At 68.6% G+C, this 16226-nt stretch carries 14 protein-coding genes; 7 read left to right on the top strand and 7 right to left on the bottom strand.

Going from position 1 to position 16226, the window contains the following annotated elements:
• The first annotated feature begins 56 nt into the window (after positions 1-56).
• The gene (locus tag ACFVV5_RS01745; RefSeq protein ID WP_387238006.1) at positions 57-392 is read left to right on the top strand and encodes a helix-turn-helix domain-containing protein; all 336 of its coding nucleotides are present in this window, start codon (positions 57-59) and stop codon (positions 390-392) included.
• The gene (locus ACFVV5_RS01750) at positions 379-1632 is read left to right on the top strand and encodes a type II toxin-antitoxin system HipA family toxin (RefSeq protein WP_387238009.1); all 1254 of its coding nucleotides are present in this window, start codon (positions 379-381) and stop codon (positions 1630-1632) included. The genes ACFVV5_RS01745 and ACFVV5_RS01750 overlap by 14 nt, the downstream gene beginning before the upstream one ends.
• 22 nt (positions 1633-1654) lie before the next feature.
• On the opposite strand, the gene ACFVV5_RS01755 is transcribed toward ACFVV5_RS01750, so the two are convergent.
• From ACFVV5_RS01755 to ACFVV5_RS01775, 5 genes are read right to left on the bottom strand one after another with little or no spacing between them, the layout of a single operon-like run.
• A complete protein-coding gene (locus ACFVV5_RS01755) occupies positions 1655-3148 on the bottom strand; it encodes a CoA-acylating methylmalonate-semialdehyde dehydrogenase (protein ID WP_387238012.1) in 1494 nt (497 codons plus the stop codon).
• Positions 3145-4488, bottom strand: a complete 1344-nt coding sequence (locus tag ACFVV5_RS01760; protein ID WP_387238015.1) for an aspartate aminotransferase family protein — start codon at positions 4486-4488, stop codon at positions 3145-3147. Before ACFVV5_RS01760 ends, ACFVV5_RS01755 begins: the two co-directional genes overlap by 4 nt.
• Before the next feature lie 9 nt (positions 4489-4497).
• Positions 4498-5514: a TIGR03842 family LLM class F420-dependent oxidoreductase gene (locus tag ACFVV5_RS01765; RefSeq protein ID WP_387238018.1), complete on the bottom strand. Its 1017-nt coding sequence runs from the start codon at positions 5512-5514 to the stop codon at positions 4498-4500.
• 26 nt (positions 5515-5540) lie between these two features.
• Positions 5541-6983, bottom strand: a complete 1443-nt coding sequence (gene hydA / locus ACFVV5_RS01770) for a dihydropyrimidinase (protein ID WP_387238021.1) — start codon at positions 6981-6983, stop codon at positions 5541-5543.
• Between the two features lie 19 nt (positions 6984-7002).
• Positions 7003-7851 (bottom strand): nitrilase-related carbon-nitrogen hydrolase, encoded by an 849-nt coding sequence (locus ACFVV5_RS01775; RefSeq protein WP_387238024.1) that lies wholly within the window; start codon positions 7849-7851, stop codon positions 7003-7005.
• A 133-nt stretch (positions 7852-7984) separates the two neighbouring features.
• On the opposite strand from ACFVV5_RS01775, the gene cofG reads away from it, so the two are divergent.
• From cofG to ACFVV5_RS01800, 5 genes are read left to right on the top strand one after another with little or no spacing between them, the layout of a single operon-like run.
• Positions 7985-10345, top strand: coding sequence for a 7,8-didemethyl-8-hydroxy-5-deazariboflavin synthase CofG (gene cofG / locus ACFVV5_RS01780; RefSeq protein WP_387238026.1), 2361 nt, complete (start codon positions 7985-7987; stop codon positions 10343-10345).
• Entirely contained in the window at positions 10342-11838 is a 1497-nt protein-coding gene (locus ACFVV5_RS01785) for a flavin-containing monooxygenase (RefSeq protein WP_387238029.1), read from the top strand. The genes cofG and ACFVV5_RS01785 overlap by 4 nt, the downstream gene beginning before the upstream one ends.
• 11 nt (positions 11839-11849) lie before the next feature.
• On the top strand, positions 11850-12875 hold the full coding sequence (gene fgd / locus ACFVV5_RS01790; protein ID WP_387238032.1) for a glucose-6-phosphate dehydrogenase (coenzyme-F420): 1026 nt from the start codon (positions 11850-11852) through the stop codon (positions 12873-12875).
• A complete protein-coding gene (gene cofD, locus ACFVV5_RS01795) occupies positions 12872-13912 on the top strand; it encodes a 2-phospho-L-lactate transferase (protein ID WP_387238035.1) in 1041 nt (346 codons plus the stop codon). Before fgd ends, cofD begins: the two co-directional genes overlap by 4 nt.
• Positions 13909-14724, top strand: a complete 816-nt coding sequence (locus tag ACFVV5_RS01800) for an LLM class F420-dependent oxidoreductase (RefSeq protein ID WP_387238038.1) — start codon at positions 13909-13911, stop codon at positions 14722-14724. Before cofD ends, ACFVV5_RS01800 begins: the two co-directional genes overlap by 4 nt.
• Here ACFVV5_RS01800 and cofC read toward each other — a convergent pair.
• Together cofC and cofE are read right to left on the bottom strand one after the other, a co-directional pair.
• Positions 14651-15358: a 2-phospho-L-lactate guanylyltransferase gene (cofC, locus tag ACFVV5_RS01805; RefSeq protein ID WP_387238041.1), complete on the bottom strand. Its 708-nt coding sequence runs from the start codon at positions 15356-15358 to the stop codon at positions 14651-14653. The genes ACFVV5_RS01800 and cofC overlap by 74 nt on opposite strands.
• The gene (cofE, locus tag ACFVV5_RS01810) at positions 15355-16164 is read right to left on the bottom strand and encodes a coenzyme F420-0:L-glutamate ligase (RefSeq protein WP_387238046.1); all 810 of its coding nucleotides are present in this window, start codon (positions 16162-16164) and stop codon (positions 15355-15357) included. Before cofE ends, cofC begins: the two co-directional genes overlap by 4 nt.
• Between the last annotated feature and the right edge of the window lie 62 nt (positions 16165-16226).

A 16226-nucleotide genomic window follows, 5' to 3' on the forward strand; every position in this document is an offset into this window, starting at 1 on the left:
ATGGCGGTATACTGCCGATCAACGCGATAAGAGGCAATACACCGACAGGAGAGACGATGGCACGACGACCACACACGTTCTCCCGCGCGACCAGGGATGTGCTCGATATCCTCGGATCACAGATCGCGGCAGCCCGGCGTGAGAGCCGATGGACAGCCAATGAGCTCGCCAGTCGCGCCGGGATCAGCCCGAAAACCCTCAGGGACATCGAACGCGGTGCACCGACAGTGTCCATCGGCTCCGTCTTCGAGGTCGCCGTCCTCCTCCGCATACCGCTCTACACGGACGACGACGACGCCCGGGCCGACCTCCGCTCGCTCGCACGGAATCGCCTCGCCCTTCTCGGCCAGCGCGTCCGACCACGCCAGGAGACCGTCGATGACGATTTCTGAGACAACCCAGCCCACCACCGCATACGTGTGGGTCTGGCTCCCAGAAGCTACCGAACCTGTCGTCGCCGGCCGCCTCGACCTCACCGACCGAGGCGTCTACGCCTTCACCTACGGGCGGAACTATTCGACGCACCCCGGCCGAATCCCGCTCTACCTTCCCGAGCTCCCGCTCGTCACTGGGAGGCAAGATCCGCCGACGGGATTCGACATCGCCGGCGCCCTCTCTGACGCCGGGCCGGACTCCTGGGGCCGACGAGTCGTGCTCGCCAAGCACCTCGGCCACCTCGATCGTGACAGTAATGTCGACGACCTCAACCGGATCACGTACTTCCTCGAGTCCGGCTCTGATCGCATCGGCGCACTCGACTTCCAGACGTCAGCGACGACGTACGAGCCCCGCCTCGCCGATCATGCCGCGACACTCGACGAACTCGCCGAAGCCGCTGAAAGGATCCAGCAGGGTATCCCCCTCTCCCACGCCCTCGAGCAGGCGCTCCTCCGTGGCACTTCTATCGGCGGGGCCCGCCCCAAGGCTCTCATTGATGACAATGGCCGACAGCTGATCGCCAAGTTCTCGTCCACCAACGATGTCTTCCCGATGGTGAAGGCAGAAGCGGTGGCGATGGACCTGGCTCGTCGAGCCGGCGTCAATGCCGCCCAGAGCAGAGTGGCCACCGCTGCGGGAAAGGATGTCCTTCTCGTCGAACGGTTCGACCGCACCCCTGCAGGCGGTCGCCGTCTCATGATCAGCGCACTCACGATCCTGGAACGGCCCGAGATTCTCGCCCATCGGGCCACCTACTCCGAACTCGCGGAAGAGATTCGGAAGCGTTTCACCGACCACGAGCAGACACAGCGGGAACTCTTCACCCGCATCGTCGTCAACATCGCCGTCGGTAACACCGACGACCACCTGCGGAACCATGCCGCGTTCTGGGACGGAACCGACCTCACGCTCACGCCCGCCTACGACATCGCGCCCCAGCCACGGTCAACGCCCGAGACGAACCAGGCGATCGGGATCAGCCGGCCCGACCAGCGCGAGTCTCTCCTCGCCAACGCACGAGCAGCCGCACCCGATTTCCAGCTGACATCGAATGACGCCGACGAGATCATCGATCACGTCGTCGACACGATACGCAGCGAATGGGACAAGGCTGCCGACGAAGCGCGACTCACCGCGCTTGAGAAGAACCAGCTCTGGGGGCGTCAGATCCTGAACGAGTACATCTTCAGCTAGTCGCGAAGCGCGCCCCCGCACCCTACGTGTGACGGGGGAACCCCAGGTTGATGCCGCCGTGGCTCGGGTCGAGCCAGCGTGAGGTGACTGCCTTCTCGCGGGTGAAGAAGTCGACGCCGTGCGGGCCGTACGCCTTGGCGTCGCCGAAGAGGGAGTCCTTCCAACCGCCGAACGAGTGGTAGGCGACCGGCACCGGGATGGGCACGTTGATCCCGATCATCCCGACCTGCACCTCGCGCTGGAACCGGCGTGCGGCGCCGCCGTCGTTCGTGAAGATCGCGGTGCCATTGCCGTAGCGGCTGGCGTTGATGATGCCGAGACCCTCGTCGTAGCCCGAAACCCGCACGACCGAGAGCACCGGCCCGAAGATCTCGTCGATGTAGACCCGCGAGCCCGTCGATACGTTGTCGATGAGGGTCGGGCCGAGCCAGAAACCTTCGGCCGCCCCATCGGGCACGACATCGCGCCCGTCGACGACGACCGTGGCCCCGTCCGCTGCGGCGATGTCGATGTAGCCCGCCACCTTGTCGCGGTGCGCCTCGGTGATCAGGGGCCCCATGTCGCAGGAGCGGCGCCCGTCTCCGGTGGTCAGCCCGGCCATCCGCGTCGTGATCTTCGAGACCAGTTCGTCCGCGATCGTGTCGACCGCCAGCACCACGCTGATGGCCATGCACCGCTCGCCGGCCGAACCGAACCCCGCGTTCACGGCCGAGTCCGCGACCAGGTCGAGGTCGGCATCCGGAAGCACCAGCATGTGGTTCTTCGCCCCGCCGAGCGCCTGCACGCGCTTGCCGGCCCGGGTCGCGGTCTCGTACACGTAACGCGCGATCGGGGTCGAGCCGACGAACGAGATCGACTGCACGTCCGGGTGGGTGAGCAGTGCGTCCACGGACTCCTTGTCGCCGTGCACGACGTTGAGCACGCCGTCGGGCAGCCCGGCCTCCTGCATCAGCTTCGCCAGCCAGATGGATGCCGACGGGTCCTTCTCGCTCGGCTTCAGCACGACCGTGTTGCCGGCCGCGATCGCGATCGGGAAGAACCACATCGGCACCATCGCCGGAAAGTTGAACGGGCTGATGACGCCGACGACCCCGAGCGGCTGGCGCAGCGAGTAGACGTCGACCCCGGTCGACACGTTCTCCGAGTACTCGCCCTTCGCCAGTTGCGCGATCCCGGCCGCGAAATCGACGACTTCGAGCCCGCGCGCGATCTCACCGAGCGCATCCGACAGGACTTTGCCGTGTTCGGAGGTGAGGATCTGCGCGAGCTCCTCCTTGCGGGCGTTCAGCAGCTCGCGAAAAGCGAAGATGACGCTCGATCGCCTGGCCCACGACGTGCCGCCCCACTCGCCGAACGCCGCGAGAGCGGAGGCGACGGCCGTGTCGACGTCGGCCGCGCTGCCGAGCCGCACCTCCTTCGTCGAGGTGCCGAGCGCCGGGTCGTAGACCGGTTGCGTCCGGGTGGAGACGCCCGCGTCTTCGCGGCCGCCGATCCAGTGATTGATGATGTCGGTCATGGCTCGACCCTTTCGATGGAAGTGAGCACTTCGTCGTACGCGGCCATCGCCTGGCCGACCTCGTCGGCGGTCACGACGCACGGCGGCACGACATGGATGCGGTTGTCCTGGATGAACGGGATCACGCCGCGTTCGAGCAGCCCGGCTTTGATGCGCCCCATCGTCGCCGCGGTCACCGGTTCGCGGGTCTCGCGATCGGCGACGAGCTCGATCGCCCAGAACACCCCTTCACCGCGCACCTCGCCGACGAGCGGATGTGCGGACGCGAGGTCGGCGAGGGCCGGCCCGATCGCCTCCGCCCCGATCTGCGCGGCGTGGGTGACGATCCCCTCGTTCTCCATCGCATCCAGCGCCGCGACGATCGAGGCCATCGCGAGCGGATGCCCGCTGTATGTGAGCCCGCCGGGGAAGACCCGCTCGTCGAAGTCGCTCGCGATCGCATCCGGGATCACCACACCCCCGACCGGGACATACCCCGAGTTCACCCCTTTGGCGAAGGTGATGAGGTCGGGACGGATGTCGTACCCGTCGAACGCGAACCACCGGCCGGTGCGACCGAAACCGGCCATCACCTCGTCGAGGATGACCAGGATGCCGTGCTGGTCGGCGAGCGCCCGCACTCCGGCGAGGTAACCGGGCGGCGGCACGAGGATGCCCGCAGTGCCCGGGACCGTCTCGAGCACGATGGCCGCGATCGACGCCGGCCCTTCGCTCTCGATCACCCGGCGCAGGTGGGTGAGCGCGCGCTCGGATTCCTGCTCGGGCGTCTGGGCCCAGAACTCGCTGCGGTAGAGGTATGGGCCGAAGAAGTGGACGTGACCACGCGCGAACTCGTTCGGCACGCGACGCCAGTCGCCGGTCGCGACGATGGCCGCACCGGTGTTGCCGTGGTAGGAGCGATACGTCGAGAGCACCTTGTCGCGCCCGGTGTGGAGGCGGGCCATCCGGATGGCGTTCTCGTTCGCATCCGCGCCGCCGTTGGTGAAGAACACTTTGTTGAAGCCGTCGGGCGCGTGCGAGACGATGCGTTTCGCCGCCTCGCCGCGGGTCAGGTTCACCGTGGCGGGTGCGATGGTGGTCAGGATCTCGGCCTGCTCGCGGATCGCGGCGACGACGGCCGGATGCTGGTGGCCGATGTTCACGTTGACGAGCTGGCTGGCGAAGTCCAGGTAGCGGCGTCCGTCGAAATCCCAGACCGTGGTGCCGCTTCCGCCCGCGATCGCGAGCCCGGTGAACGGGCCCTGCGCCGACCAGGAGTGGAATACGTGGGCACGGTCGAGCTGCTGCGCGCGGTCTCCGTCTGCGGGGTCGAGGGGTGTCGGATCGAGGGGTGCGTTCATGGTCGGCCTTCAGCCTTTCGCTCTGACGTGCTCGGTGAGCGCCGGGATGACCGTCTCGCCGTAGACGCGGAGGGTCTCCTCCTTGTTGTCGTGCTGCAGGTAGCCGGCGAACTGGTCGACGCCGAGCTCGGCGAGTTGTTTCAGTTTCGCGATGTGGTCGTCCGCGGTGCCGAGCACGCAGAACCGGTCGACGATCTCGTCGGGCACGAACTGGGTGTGGGTGTTGCCGGCCCGGCCGTGCTCGTTGTAGTCGTAGCCGTCGCGTCCGGCGATGTAGTCCGTCAGCGCTTTCGGCACCGCCCCACCGGTTCCGTACTTGGCGACGATGTCCGCGACATGGTTTCCGACCATCCCGCCGAACCAGCGGCACTGCTCGCGCATGTGCTCCCAGTCGTCGCCGATGTACATCGGGGCCGCGACACAGAATTTGATCGACTGCGGGTCGCGTCCGGCGCGCTCGGCGGCCTGTCGGACTGTGCCGATCATCCACTCGGCGATGTCGACATCGGCGAGCTGCAGGATGAAGCCGTCGCCGACCTCACCGGTCAGCTTCAGGGCGAGCGGTCCGTAGGCCGCGACCCAGAGCTCCAGCTCGGATCCCGTGCTCCACGGGAACTGCAGCGTCGACCCTTTGTAGTCGACCGACCGGCTGTTGCCGAGTTCGCGGATGACGTGGATCGCCTCGCGCAGTTCGGCCAGCGTCGTCGGCGCGCCGTTGATCACGCGCACCGCCGAATCGCCGCGCCCGATGCCGACGACCGTGCGGTTGCCGTACATCTCGTTCAGGGTGGCGAACACGGATGCGGTCACGGTCCAGTCGCGGGTCGCCGGGTTGGTCACCATCGGCCCGACCGTGATGCGCCGGGTCTCGGCGAGGATCTGGCTGTAGATCACGTACGGCTCTTCCCAGAGCAGGTGCGAGTCGAAGGTCCACACATGGCTGAACCCGTACTGCTCGGCGAGTCTGGCCAGGTGGATCGTGCGCGAGGCGGGCGGATTGGTCTGGAGTACTGCGCCGAAGTCCATCGCGTGCCCCTATTCGTCTTCGCTCATCAGGCCAGGTACTGCGACAGGCCGCGCTTGAGGAAGCGCCCGTCGCCCTTCGCTCCGAGGTACTGGTTGTCGTCGACGACGACCTTTCCGCGGCTCAGCACCGTGTCGACATGTCCGTCGATCTCGAACCCTTCCCATGCTGAATAGTCCATGTTCATATGGTGCGTCTTGCCGGCGCCGATGCCGATGCTGGTGTGACCGTTTGGGTCGTAGAGCACGATGTCGGCGTCGGCCCCGGGCTGGATGACGCCCTTCTGACCGTAGAGTCCGAACATCCGGGCCGGGGTCGTGCTCGTGAGCTCCACCCATCGTTCGAGCGTCAGTTCACCCGTGACCACGCCTTGGTACATCAGGTCCATCCGGTGCTCGATCGAGCCGATGCCGTTCGGGATCTTGCGGAAGTCGCCGAGGCCGAGCTCCTTCTGATCCTTCATGCAGAAGGGGCAGTGGTCGGTCGACACCATCTGCAGGTCGTTGGTGCGCAGCGCCTGCCACATCGAGTCCTGGTGGCCTTCCTCGCGGGAGCGCAGCGGCGTGGAACAGACCCATTTCGCGCCCTCGAAGTGACCCCATTCCGGGCTCGAAGCGCCGAGCTGGTCTTCGAGCGACAGGTACAGGTATTGCGGGCAGGTCTCGCCGTAGACGTTCTGGCCCTTGTCACGGGCCCAGGCGACCTGCTCCACCGCCTGCTTCGCGCTGACGTGCACGATGTACAGGGGAGCGCCGGTGAGGTTCGCGAGCATGATCGCCCGGTGGGTCGCCTCCTCCTCCATCTGCCAGGCGCGCGCGATGCCGTGGTAGTAGGGGTCGGTCTTGCCCTGCTCGACGAGCTGGGCGGCGAGCACGTCGATGGCCGGTCCGTTCTCGGCGTGCATCATCGTGAGCATCCCGGTGTCGCGCGAGACCTGCATCGCCTTCAGGATCTGGGCGTCGTCCGAGTAGAAGACGCCGGGGTAGGCCATGAACAGCTTGAAACTGGTGATGCCCTCGTCGGGTAGCGACCGGAGGGCTGCGAGCGAGTCCTCTGTCACGTCGCCGACGATCTGGTGGAAGCCGTAGTCGATCGCGCAGTTGCCGGCGGCCTTCTCGTGCCATTTTGCGAGGCCGTCCTGGATGCGCGTGCCGTACGTCTGCACGGCGAAGTCGATGACCGACGTGGTGCCGCCCCACGCGGCAGCCCGGGTGCCGGACTCGAAGGTGTCGCTCGCCTCCGTGCCGCCGAACGGCAGCTCGAAATGGGTGTGGGCGTCGATGCCGCCCGGGATGACGTACCGGCCGGTGGCGTCGATCACGCGGTCGACGGCTGCCGCGAGCTCCGTTCCGAGCAGCACGGAACCCGGCTGCAGTACGGCAGCGATCGTCTCGCCGTCGATGAGCACGTCGGCGAGGCCGCGACCGGTGGCCGAGACCACGGTGCCGCCGGTGATGAGGGTGGTGGTCATGGAGCTCTCCTTCGCGGTTTCAGGGCTTCGGGATGGACGTGTAGGAGTCGGGGCGGCGGTCGCGGTAGAACTGCCAGGCGTTGCGCACCTCTCGTACCAGGTCGAGGTCGAGGTCTCGGATGACGACCTCCTCGTGCTCGCCGCTTCCGTACCCTCCGATGACGTTTCCCTGCGGGTCGGCGAACTGGCTCATGCCGTAGAAGGTGACGGCGAGGTCGCCGTACTCGTTGTCCTCTCTGCCCACCCGGTTCGGGGCGGCGACGAAGTAGCCGTTGGCGGCCGCGGCCGCCGGCTGCTCGAGCTCCCAGAGGCGGTTCGACAGGCCGGGCTTCGTCGCGTTCGGATTGAAGACGATCTCGGCACCGTTCAGACCCAGCTCCCGCCAGCCTTCGGGAAAGTGCCGGTCGTAGCAGATGTAGACGCCGATGGGGCCAACCGCGGTCTTGAACACCGGGTAGCCGAGGTTGCCGGGGCGGAAGTAGAACTTCTCCCAGAACTTGTCGAGGTTCGGCAGGTGGTGTTTGCGGTACTTGCCGAGGATCGTGCCGTCGGCGTCGACGACGACGGCGGTGTTGTAGTAGACCCCCGGCATGTCCTCTTCGTAGATGGGGAGCACCATGACGAGCTTCAGCTCTTTCGCGAGCGCGGCGAACCGCTGGACGATCGGGCCGTCGGCCGGTTCTGCGTAGTCGTAGTACTTCGCATCCTCGGTGATGCCGAAGTACGGCCCGTAGAAGAGTTCCTGAAAGCAGATCACCTGCGCGCCGTCTGCGGCGGCATCCCGTGCGAACTTCTCGTGCTTGGCGAGCATCGACTCTTTGTCGCCCGTCCACGTCGTCTGGGTGATTGCTGCTCGAACGATTGCCATGTGCTGCCTCCGGGAGGGTTGGAACACTTCGCTGATGTTCTCTATGACTACTGCCTCGGACCCGCGAAGGCAATGGTGGGCGTATGCGAAATCGAGCAACGCATTCGACACATTCGAGAGGTACCCTGACGCAATGGATCGCGGGCAGCTCGCAGGGGATCTCCAGACCGCGATCGATCGCGCCCTCGGCGGCGAGCGGCTCACGGTCGATGAGGCCGAGACCCTGGTGGGCGCGACCGGTGCCGACCTCGAGCGGCTGCTCGACGCATCCGCCCGCCTTCGCGACGAGGGGCTGGCCCGAGCGGGCCGCCCGGGCGTGATCACCTTCTCGAAGAAGGTGTTCCTGCCGATCACGACACTGTGTCGCGATCGCTGTCACTACTGCATCTTCGTCGACACCCCCGGGAAGCTCGCGATCAAGGGCAAGCCGCCCTACATGTCGCCCGACCAGATTCTCGACGTCGCCCGGCTCGGCGCCTCGATGGGCTGCAAGGAGGCCCTGTTCACGCTCGGCGACCGGCCGGAGGATCGGTGGCCCTCCGCGCGGGCCTGGCTCGACGAGCACGGCTACGAGTCGACGCTGCACTACGTGCGGGAGATGGCGCAGCTCGTGCTCCACGAGACGGGACTGCTCCCGCACCTGAACCCGGGTGTGATGACGGCCGAGGAGTTGGCCTGGCTCCGCCCGGTCGCCCCGTCTATGGGGATGATGCTCGAGACGACCTCGCACCGGCTCTGGGCCGAGAAGGGCGAGGTGCATTTCGGCTCGCCCGACAAGGATCCGGCGGTGCGGCTGCAGGTGCTCGAGGACGCCGGTCGGGCGCGTGTGCCGCTGACGACGGGCATCCTGGTCGGCATCGGCGAGACGGCCCGCGAACGCGCGGAGTCCTTGGTCGCGCTGCGCGACATCCAGGACCGCTTCGGTCACCTCCAGGAGGTGATCGTGCAGAACTTCCGTTCCAAGCCGGCGACCGCGATGCAGAACGACGACGACCTCGGCGTGCGCGAGTACGCGGCGACCGTGGCGGCCGCGCGTCTCGTGATGGGGGCGGATGCGCGCATCCAGGTGCCGCCTAACCTTTCGGATGCGAGCGAGCTCGGCCTGCTCCTGCGCGCCGGAGCCGACGACTGGGGCGGCGTGAGCCCGCTCACCGCCGACCACGTGAACCCGGAACGGCCGTGGCCGCAGATCGTCGAGCTCGCCGAGCTCACCCAGCTTGAGGGCTTCCGGCTGACCGAGCGGCTCACGGTGCATCCGCCGTACATCCGGGACGCCGGCCAGTGGATCGACCCCGCCGTGCGTGCGTATGTCGACGCCCTCGTCGACCAGTCGAGCATGCTCGCCGACGAAGGCGCTCGTGCGACAGCGCGGGATGCCCAGGACGGGTGGTCGTCGCGGGCGCGGTCGGTCGCCCTCCACACCTCGCCTGTGCGGTCGGCGCTCTCCCGCGCGGCATCGTCTCCCGCCGCCCTCAGCGATCGCGACTACGCGGAACTGATGGAGGCCGAGGACGACGACCTCGAGTCCCTCGCCGGACTCGCCAACGACCTGCGTCGCTACACGGTGGGCGAGGCGATCAGCTTCGTCGTCAACCGCAACGTGACTTCGACCAACCTGAGCTCGACCGACCCCGGCCACGCGCCGGACCCCGCGGCCCTCACCTTCGACACGCTGGCCGAAATCGTCGACGACGCGTGGGCGCTCGGCGCGACCGAGCTGTGCGTGCAAGGCGTGATCCCGGATGCTCTTCCCGCCGACTCGTACCTGCGATTGGCCCGCGTCGTGAAAGCCATCCGGCCAGAGCTGCACCTGCACGCGTTCCGCCCGGCGGACATCGCCGACGGCGCCGCACGGCTCGGTCTCGACGACGCCGACTACCTCGCGGCCCTCCGCGAGGCGGGCGTCGACACCGTGCCGGGCACAGGCGTCAAGATCCTCGACGATGCCGTACGTCTGCGGGTCGCGCCCGGCGACCTCCCCGTCGACCGCTGGACCTCGATCGTCACCGCCGCGCACCGGGCAGGGTTCCGGTCGACCTCGGTCATGGTCTACGGCAACGGCGAATCCGCCGCCGACCGGGTCGGGCACCTGCGGCGGCTGGTCGAGGTCCAGAGTTCGACCGGCGGCTTCACCGAGTTCGTGCCGATGCCGGCGATCGGCCACGCCGGCCCCGCGGGCAGGGAGTCCGATGACCACCGCCGCGTCCACGCGGTCGCCCGCCTCATGCTCCACGGGCACATCGACCACATCCAGGCGCCGTGGACACGGCTCGGGTTCGCGGAGGCCGCGCTGATGCTGCAGAGCGGGGCGGATGACCTCGGTGGCACACTCTTCGACGGCCGCGTCCTGCCCGAAGCCGGAGTCGAGCACGGGCACGAACTGCTGCCGTCCGATGTCGAACGGATCGCCCGCTCGCTCTCCCGACCCGTGCGCCAGCGCACCACGACCTACGGCGATCCGACGGACGAGCGCAAGCGCGTGGCCCGCTCATGACCGAACTCGATGTCGCGATCGTCGGCGCGGGGTTCGCAGGTCTCGGCCTCGGCATCCGGCTGAAGCGCCAGGGCGTGAGCTCGTTCCTGATCTTCGAGCGCGCGAACGCGGTCGGCGGCACCTGGCGCGACAACACCTACCCCGGAGTCGCCTGCGACGTGCCCTCGCACCTGTACTCGTGGTCGTTCCGACCGAACCCGCGATGGTCGTCGTTCTTCTCCGAGGGCGCGGAGATCCGCGACTACCTCGTCGCCGGCGCCGACGAGGAGGGGCTCGGCGATCACCTGAGGCTCGGCACGGATGTCGACGCCATGAGCTGGGACGAGTCGCGTTCGCGCTGGCTGCTCCACACCAGCCGCGGAGAGTTCACCGCCCGGGCGCTCGTACTCGCTTGCGGCCGCCTGACCGAACCCCGCATCCCGGACGCCCCGGGGCTCGACACCTTCCGGGGTCCGCTGTTCCATTCGGCCCGCTGGGATCATGACGCCGACCTGCGCGGCAAGCGCGTCGCGGTGGTCGGGTCGGGGGCCTCGGCCATCCAGCTCGTCCCGCGGCTGGCGGAGATCGCAGGCGAGTTGGTGGTGCTGCAACGGAGCGCGCCCTACGTCATCCCACGGGAAGAGCACCAGTACACCGAAGCCGAGCAGGCACAGTTCGAGCGCGACCCCGAGGAACAGGACCGGCTCAGGTCGACGCTGTTCTGGAGCGCCGAGGAGGCCTACGCCCAGCGCGCGGGCCTGCCGGCGGCGGTCGAGGCCGCTCGCACACGCGCGCTCGATCACCTCGCGTCGCAGGTGCCCGACCCCGAGCTGCGCGCGAAACTCACACCGCACTACGAGATCGGCTGCAAGCGCGTGCTCATCTCGAACGAGTACTACCCGGCGCTGACCCGCCCGACGGTTGTGGTCGAACCGTCGGCGCTCGAAGGGGTCGACGGCAACACGCTCATCACCGCCAACGGTGCGCGGCACGAGGTCGATGCCGTGATCTTCGCCACCGGGTTCCATGCGGCCCAGCAGCCGTATGCCCGCATCGTCCGGGGCGTCGGCGGCGAACTGCTGGCCCGGCACTGGGCCGGGGGCATGACCGCCTACGCGTCGACGGTCGTCAGCGGCTTCCCCAACCTGTTCGTCGTCAACGGCCCCAACGCCGGGCTCGGCCACAACTCGGCGATCTACATGATCGAGACGCAGCTCGACTACATCCTCGGCGCGCTCGATCACCTCGAAGCCGACGCCGACCTCGTGCTCGACGTCAGTCGCCGAGCCGAAGTCGAGTACACCGCACTGATCGACGAGCTGGCCGCCTCGACCGTCTGGATGACCGGCGGCTGTGAGAGCTGGTACCGCGACAGCCGCACCGGCAGGCTCACCCTGCTCTGGCCGGGTTACGCGCACACGTTCCGTGAGCGCAACGGCGCGTTCTCGTTGACCCCGTATGCGCCGAGCCCGAGCCCGAGCCCGTTCTCGCCCACCCCGCTGATCATCACCTGAGGAGTACCACCGTGCCCATTCCCCTGCGCTTCGGCTACAAGGCCTCCGCCGAACAGTTCGGCCCCGGCGACCTGCTGCGCTACGGAGTGCTGGCCGAGAAGGCCGGCTTCGACTCGGTGTTCGTCTCCGACCACTTCCAGCCGTTCGTCCACGAGGGCGGTCACGCGCCCGCCGCCATCCCGTGGCTGGGCGCTCTCGGGGCGAGCACGGAGCGCATCCTGATCGGCACCTCCGTGCTGACGCCGACGTTCCGCTACCATCCGGCGGTCGTCGCGCAGGCCTTCGCTACACTCGGGTCGCTGTTCCCAGGCCGGGTCGTTCTCGGAGTCGGGACGGGCGAGGCCCTCAACGAGGTCGTTCTCGGCATGGAATGGCCCGAGGTGAAGGAACGCTTCGCTCGCCTCAAAGAAGCAGTCACTCTGATCGAGAAGCTGTGGACCGAAGACGGCGTGACGTTCGCGGGCGAGTTCTACCGAACCGACAACGCGACGATCTACGACAAGCCCGACGTCGCGGTGCCGATCTACATCGGAGCATCCGGGCCTGCCGCGACCCGGCTCGCCGGCCGGATCGCGGCCGGCTACATCACCACGTCGGGCAAGGAGCGAACCCTCTACACCGAGACACTCCTGCCTGCGCTCGAGGACGGCATCGGGAAGGCCGGTCGCACCCGGGACGACGTCGACACGCTCATCGAGGTGAAGGTCTCGTTCGATCGCGACCCCGAACGCGCGCTCCAGGACACTCGCCACTGGGCGCCGCTCGCGCTCACGCCCGACGAGAAGATGAGCGTCGACGATCCCCGCGAGATGCAACGCCTGGCCGATGCGCTGCCGATCGAGCGGATCGCCTCGCGCTGGATCGTCGGCGCCGACCCCGACGAGCACGTCGAACGCATCGAGGAGTACATCGACCTCGGCTTCCGCCATCTCGTGTTCCACGGTGCGGGCCCCGACCAGGAACGGTTCATCGAGCTCTACGGCGCGGAGATCCTGCCGCGCCTGCGCGAGCGGCACGGCTCGGAGCTCGCCCGATGACGGGGATCACCGTGCTGGCCGGCGGGGTCGGCGGCGCCCGCTTCACGCGTGGGCTGCTCGCGCACCTCGCCGCGGAGTACCCCGCTGCAGACGGGAAGGGCTCCGCGGTGCCGGTCACCGTGGTCGTCAACACCGGAGACGACATGTGGCTGACCGGCCTGCGCATCTGTCCCGACCTCGACACCGTCATGTACACGCTCGGCGGGGGCATCGCCGAAGAACAGGGGTGGGGCCGCGCCGACGAGACGCGCCGCGCGTCCGGTGAGATCTCGGCCTACGGCGCCGGCTGGGACTGGTTCACCCTCGGCGACCTCGACCTCGGCACCCACATCGTGCGCACCGACCTGCTCCGCTCCGGTCGGACGCTCAGCGAGGCCACGGAGCTCCTCGCGCGACGGTGGCGCCCGGGCGCCCGGCTGCTTCCGATGAGCGACGACCCCGTCGAGACGAACGTGCGGCTCGCGGCCGACGTCGACGAGCATCGGGCCGGCGACCTCATCCATTTCGAGGAGTGGTGGGTGCGTTACCGCGCTCAAGCCGCGGCCACCGAGTTCGTACAGATCGGTCTGGGGCAGGCGCAGGCCGCCCCCGGCGTGCTGGAGGCGATCCGGGACGCCGACGTCGTCATCATCCCGCCGTCGAATCCGGTCGTCTCGGTCGGCACGATCCTCGCCGTCCCGGGGGTGCGCGAGGCGCTGCGCGACACCGACGCACGGGTGGTCGGGGTGTCACCGATCATCGGCGGCAACGTGGTGCGCGGAATGGCCGACCGATGCCTCGAGATCGTCGGGGTCAGGTCGACCGCCCTCGGTGTCGGCCTCTTCTACGGCTCGCGGGCCGACCACGGCATCCTCGATGCGTGGCTCGTCGACGAGACGGATGCCGGGCTCGTCCCCGACCTCGAAGCGGCCGGGATCCGCGCCTCAGCCCACCCGCTCTGGATGCACGACGTCGCGGCGACCGCCGCGATCGCCGCCCACGCGCTCCACGCCGCCCACGCGCTCCATACTGTCCACCACCCCGGAGGAACCCCATGACCGAACGCCCCGTACGCATCGGCGTCCAGCTCGCGCCGCAGCATGCGACGTACGCCCAGCTTCGCGACACCGTTGCCGCCATCGAAGACCTCGGTGTCGACATCGCCTTCAACTGGGACCACTTCTTCCCGTTGTCAGGCGACCCGGACGGCGCCCACTTCGAATGCTGGACGATGCTGGCCGCCTGGGCCGAGCAGACCAGCCGGATCCAGATCGGCGCCCTCGTCACCTGCAACTCGTACCGGAACCCCGATCTGCTGGCCGACATGGCCCGGACGGTCGACCACATCAGCGCGCGCGGCGGCGACGCCGGGCGGCTCATCCTCGGCATCGGGGCCGGCTGGAAGGAACTCGACTACGTCGAATACGGATACCCGTTCGGCACGCCGGGCACGCGGCTCGACGCGCTGGCCGAGGCGCTTCCGCGGATCGAAACGCGGTGGGCGACCCTGAATCCGGCGCCGACGCGCTCCATCCCCGTGCTCATCGGCGGCGGAGGCGAGAAGAAGACGCTGCGGATCGTCGCCCGGCACGCCGACATCTGGCACAGTTTCAGCGATGTCGAGACCCTGGAGCGCAAGCTGGCCGTGCTTCAGGAGTGGTGTCACCGTGTCGATCGCGACATGTCCGAGATCGAGATCTCCACCGGCGTGCGTCGCACCCACGACGGCACGATCGGTTCGCTCGAGCCCATCGAGGCGCAACATGCGCTCGGCGCGCGCCTCTTCACGCTGGGGATCAGCGGGCTCGACCTCGACCTGCGCCAGGCGCGTGAGCTGGTCGCGTGGCGGGATCGGATGAACGCGGCCTGACCCGCTGCTCCAGTACGGCCCGCGTCGCCGCGCCGACGCCGAGCAGCCGTGCCCGCTCGAGGTCGTCGGCGTCGTCGATGTCGAGCCGCAGCGACGACTCGGCAGGCACCGCCAGGGGGAGGTAGCCGGCGGCCGTGTGTGCGGCGCACGACCCGATGCCGAACCGCGTGGGTGCGTGGGCGCCCGGTGTGAACGCCACCATCGTGGTTCCGGAACCCTCGCGGTCGGGAACGAACGCGAGCTGCGCGCCGGTCGTCGCGGCCGCTTCGGCCAGTGCGAAAGCCTCGGCGAGGTCGGCCGGGCGCAGCGCGGCGAGGTCGCCGGTGATGGCTGCGGTGTCGACATCGGGGGCGTCCGCGCGGGCGAGGGCGAGACCGGATGCGACAGCCGCGTTGATTCCGCCGCCCGGGTCGGCGATCACCCGCGTCTCCGAGCCGAGGAGTGCGGCGAGACCCGGCTGGTTCGAGACCACGATCACGCTCGTCACGGCGGGCACTCGACTCACCGCGCTGACGGTGTCGACCAGGAACGCGAGCGCGATCGCGGCCCGCTCGCCGTCGTCCAGCGACCCGGAAAGCCGGCTCTTCGCATCCGCCGCCCCTTTGAACGGCACGACCATCGCCCAGCGCCTCACCCGGACACCTGTCCAGCCTCGGAGGCCCGCCCCGCTTCGAAGCCGCGTGCGTAACCTTCGGCGAGCGCCTCATCCGTGCCCAGCCGGAACATATCGGTGGGGCCGGTGCGCACGAGCGATCTCGCGCCGGGGGCGTCGAGGTCGGTGACGAATCGACCGAGCCCCCGCACCACGGCGACCGGAAGCCCGCTCGACTTGCCTTTCACGAGGTCGGCCAGCGCGGCGATCTCGTCGGCGACGACCGGCTGGGTCACGCCGAGAGGCCGGCCGTGAGCATCCGTCGACCCCCGCAGGTCGTCTGTCACCAGCACACCCGCCGCACCGATCGCGACATCGGTCTGGCCGATGCGCCAGGCCCGTCCGAGCGTGTCGGTCACGATCACGCCCAGGTCGACACCGAACCGTTCCCGCAGGGCCAGGCAGAGCGCGCATGCCGAGGCATCCGGATCGAGCGGCAGCAGCAGCACCGTCCCCTCGGGCGTGTTGCTGGCATCCACCCCGGCTGCGGCGCCGACGATGCCGAGGCGGTTCTCGACGATGCGGATGACGTGGTCGCCGGCGACACGGCTCGCCACGACGCGCACCGTCTCATCCGTGATCGCCTGCTCACGGTCATCCGCCCGCATGAAGCGGCCCTCGGCCTTCGAGACGATCTTGCTGGTCACGACGACGATGTCACCGGCCTGCGGCTGCTCGTCGGGTGCGGCTGCGGCGAGCACGTCACCGATGAGCAGGGTCAGGTCGTCGCCAGCGGTGACCTCCGGGATGCCCGCCACCGCCCACGCCGAAAGTCGCGCCGTCATCATGGCCCAACTGTAGAACGGCCGGGGCCCTTCAGAGCGCCAGCCCCTTCACTGCAGGCAGAATT

The organism is Leifsonia sp. NPDC058248 (genome assembly GCF_042881905.1).
Lineage (GTDB): Bacteria > Actinomycetota > Actinomycetes > Actinomycetales > Microbacteriaceae > Leifsonia.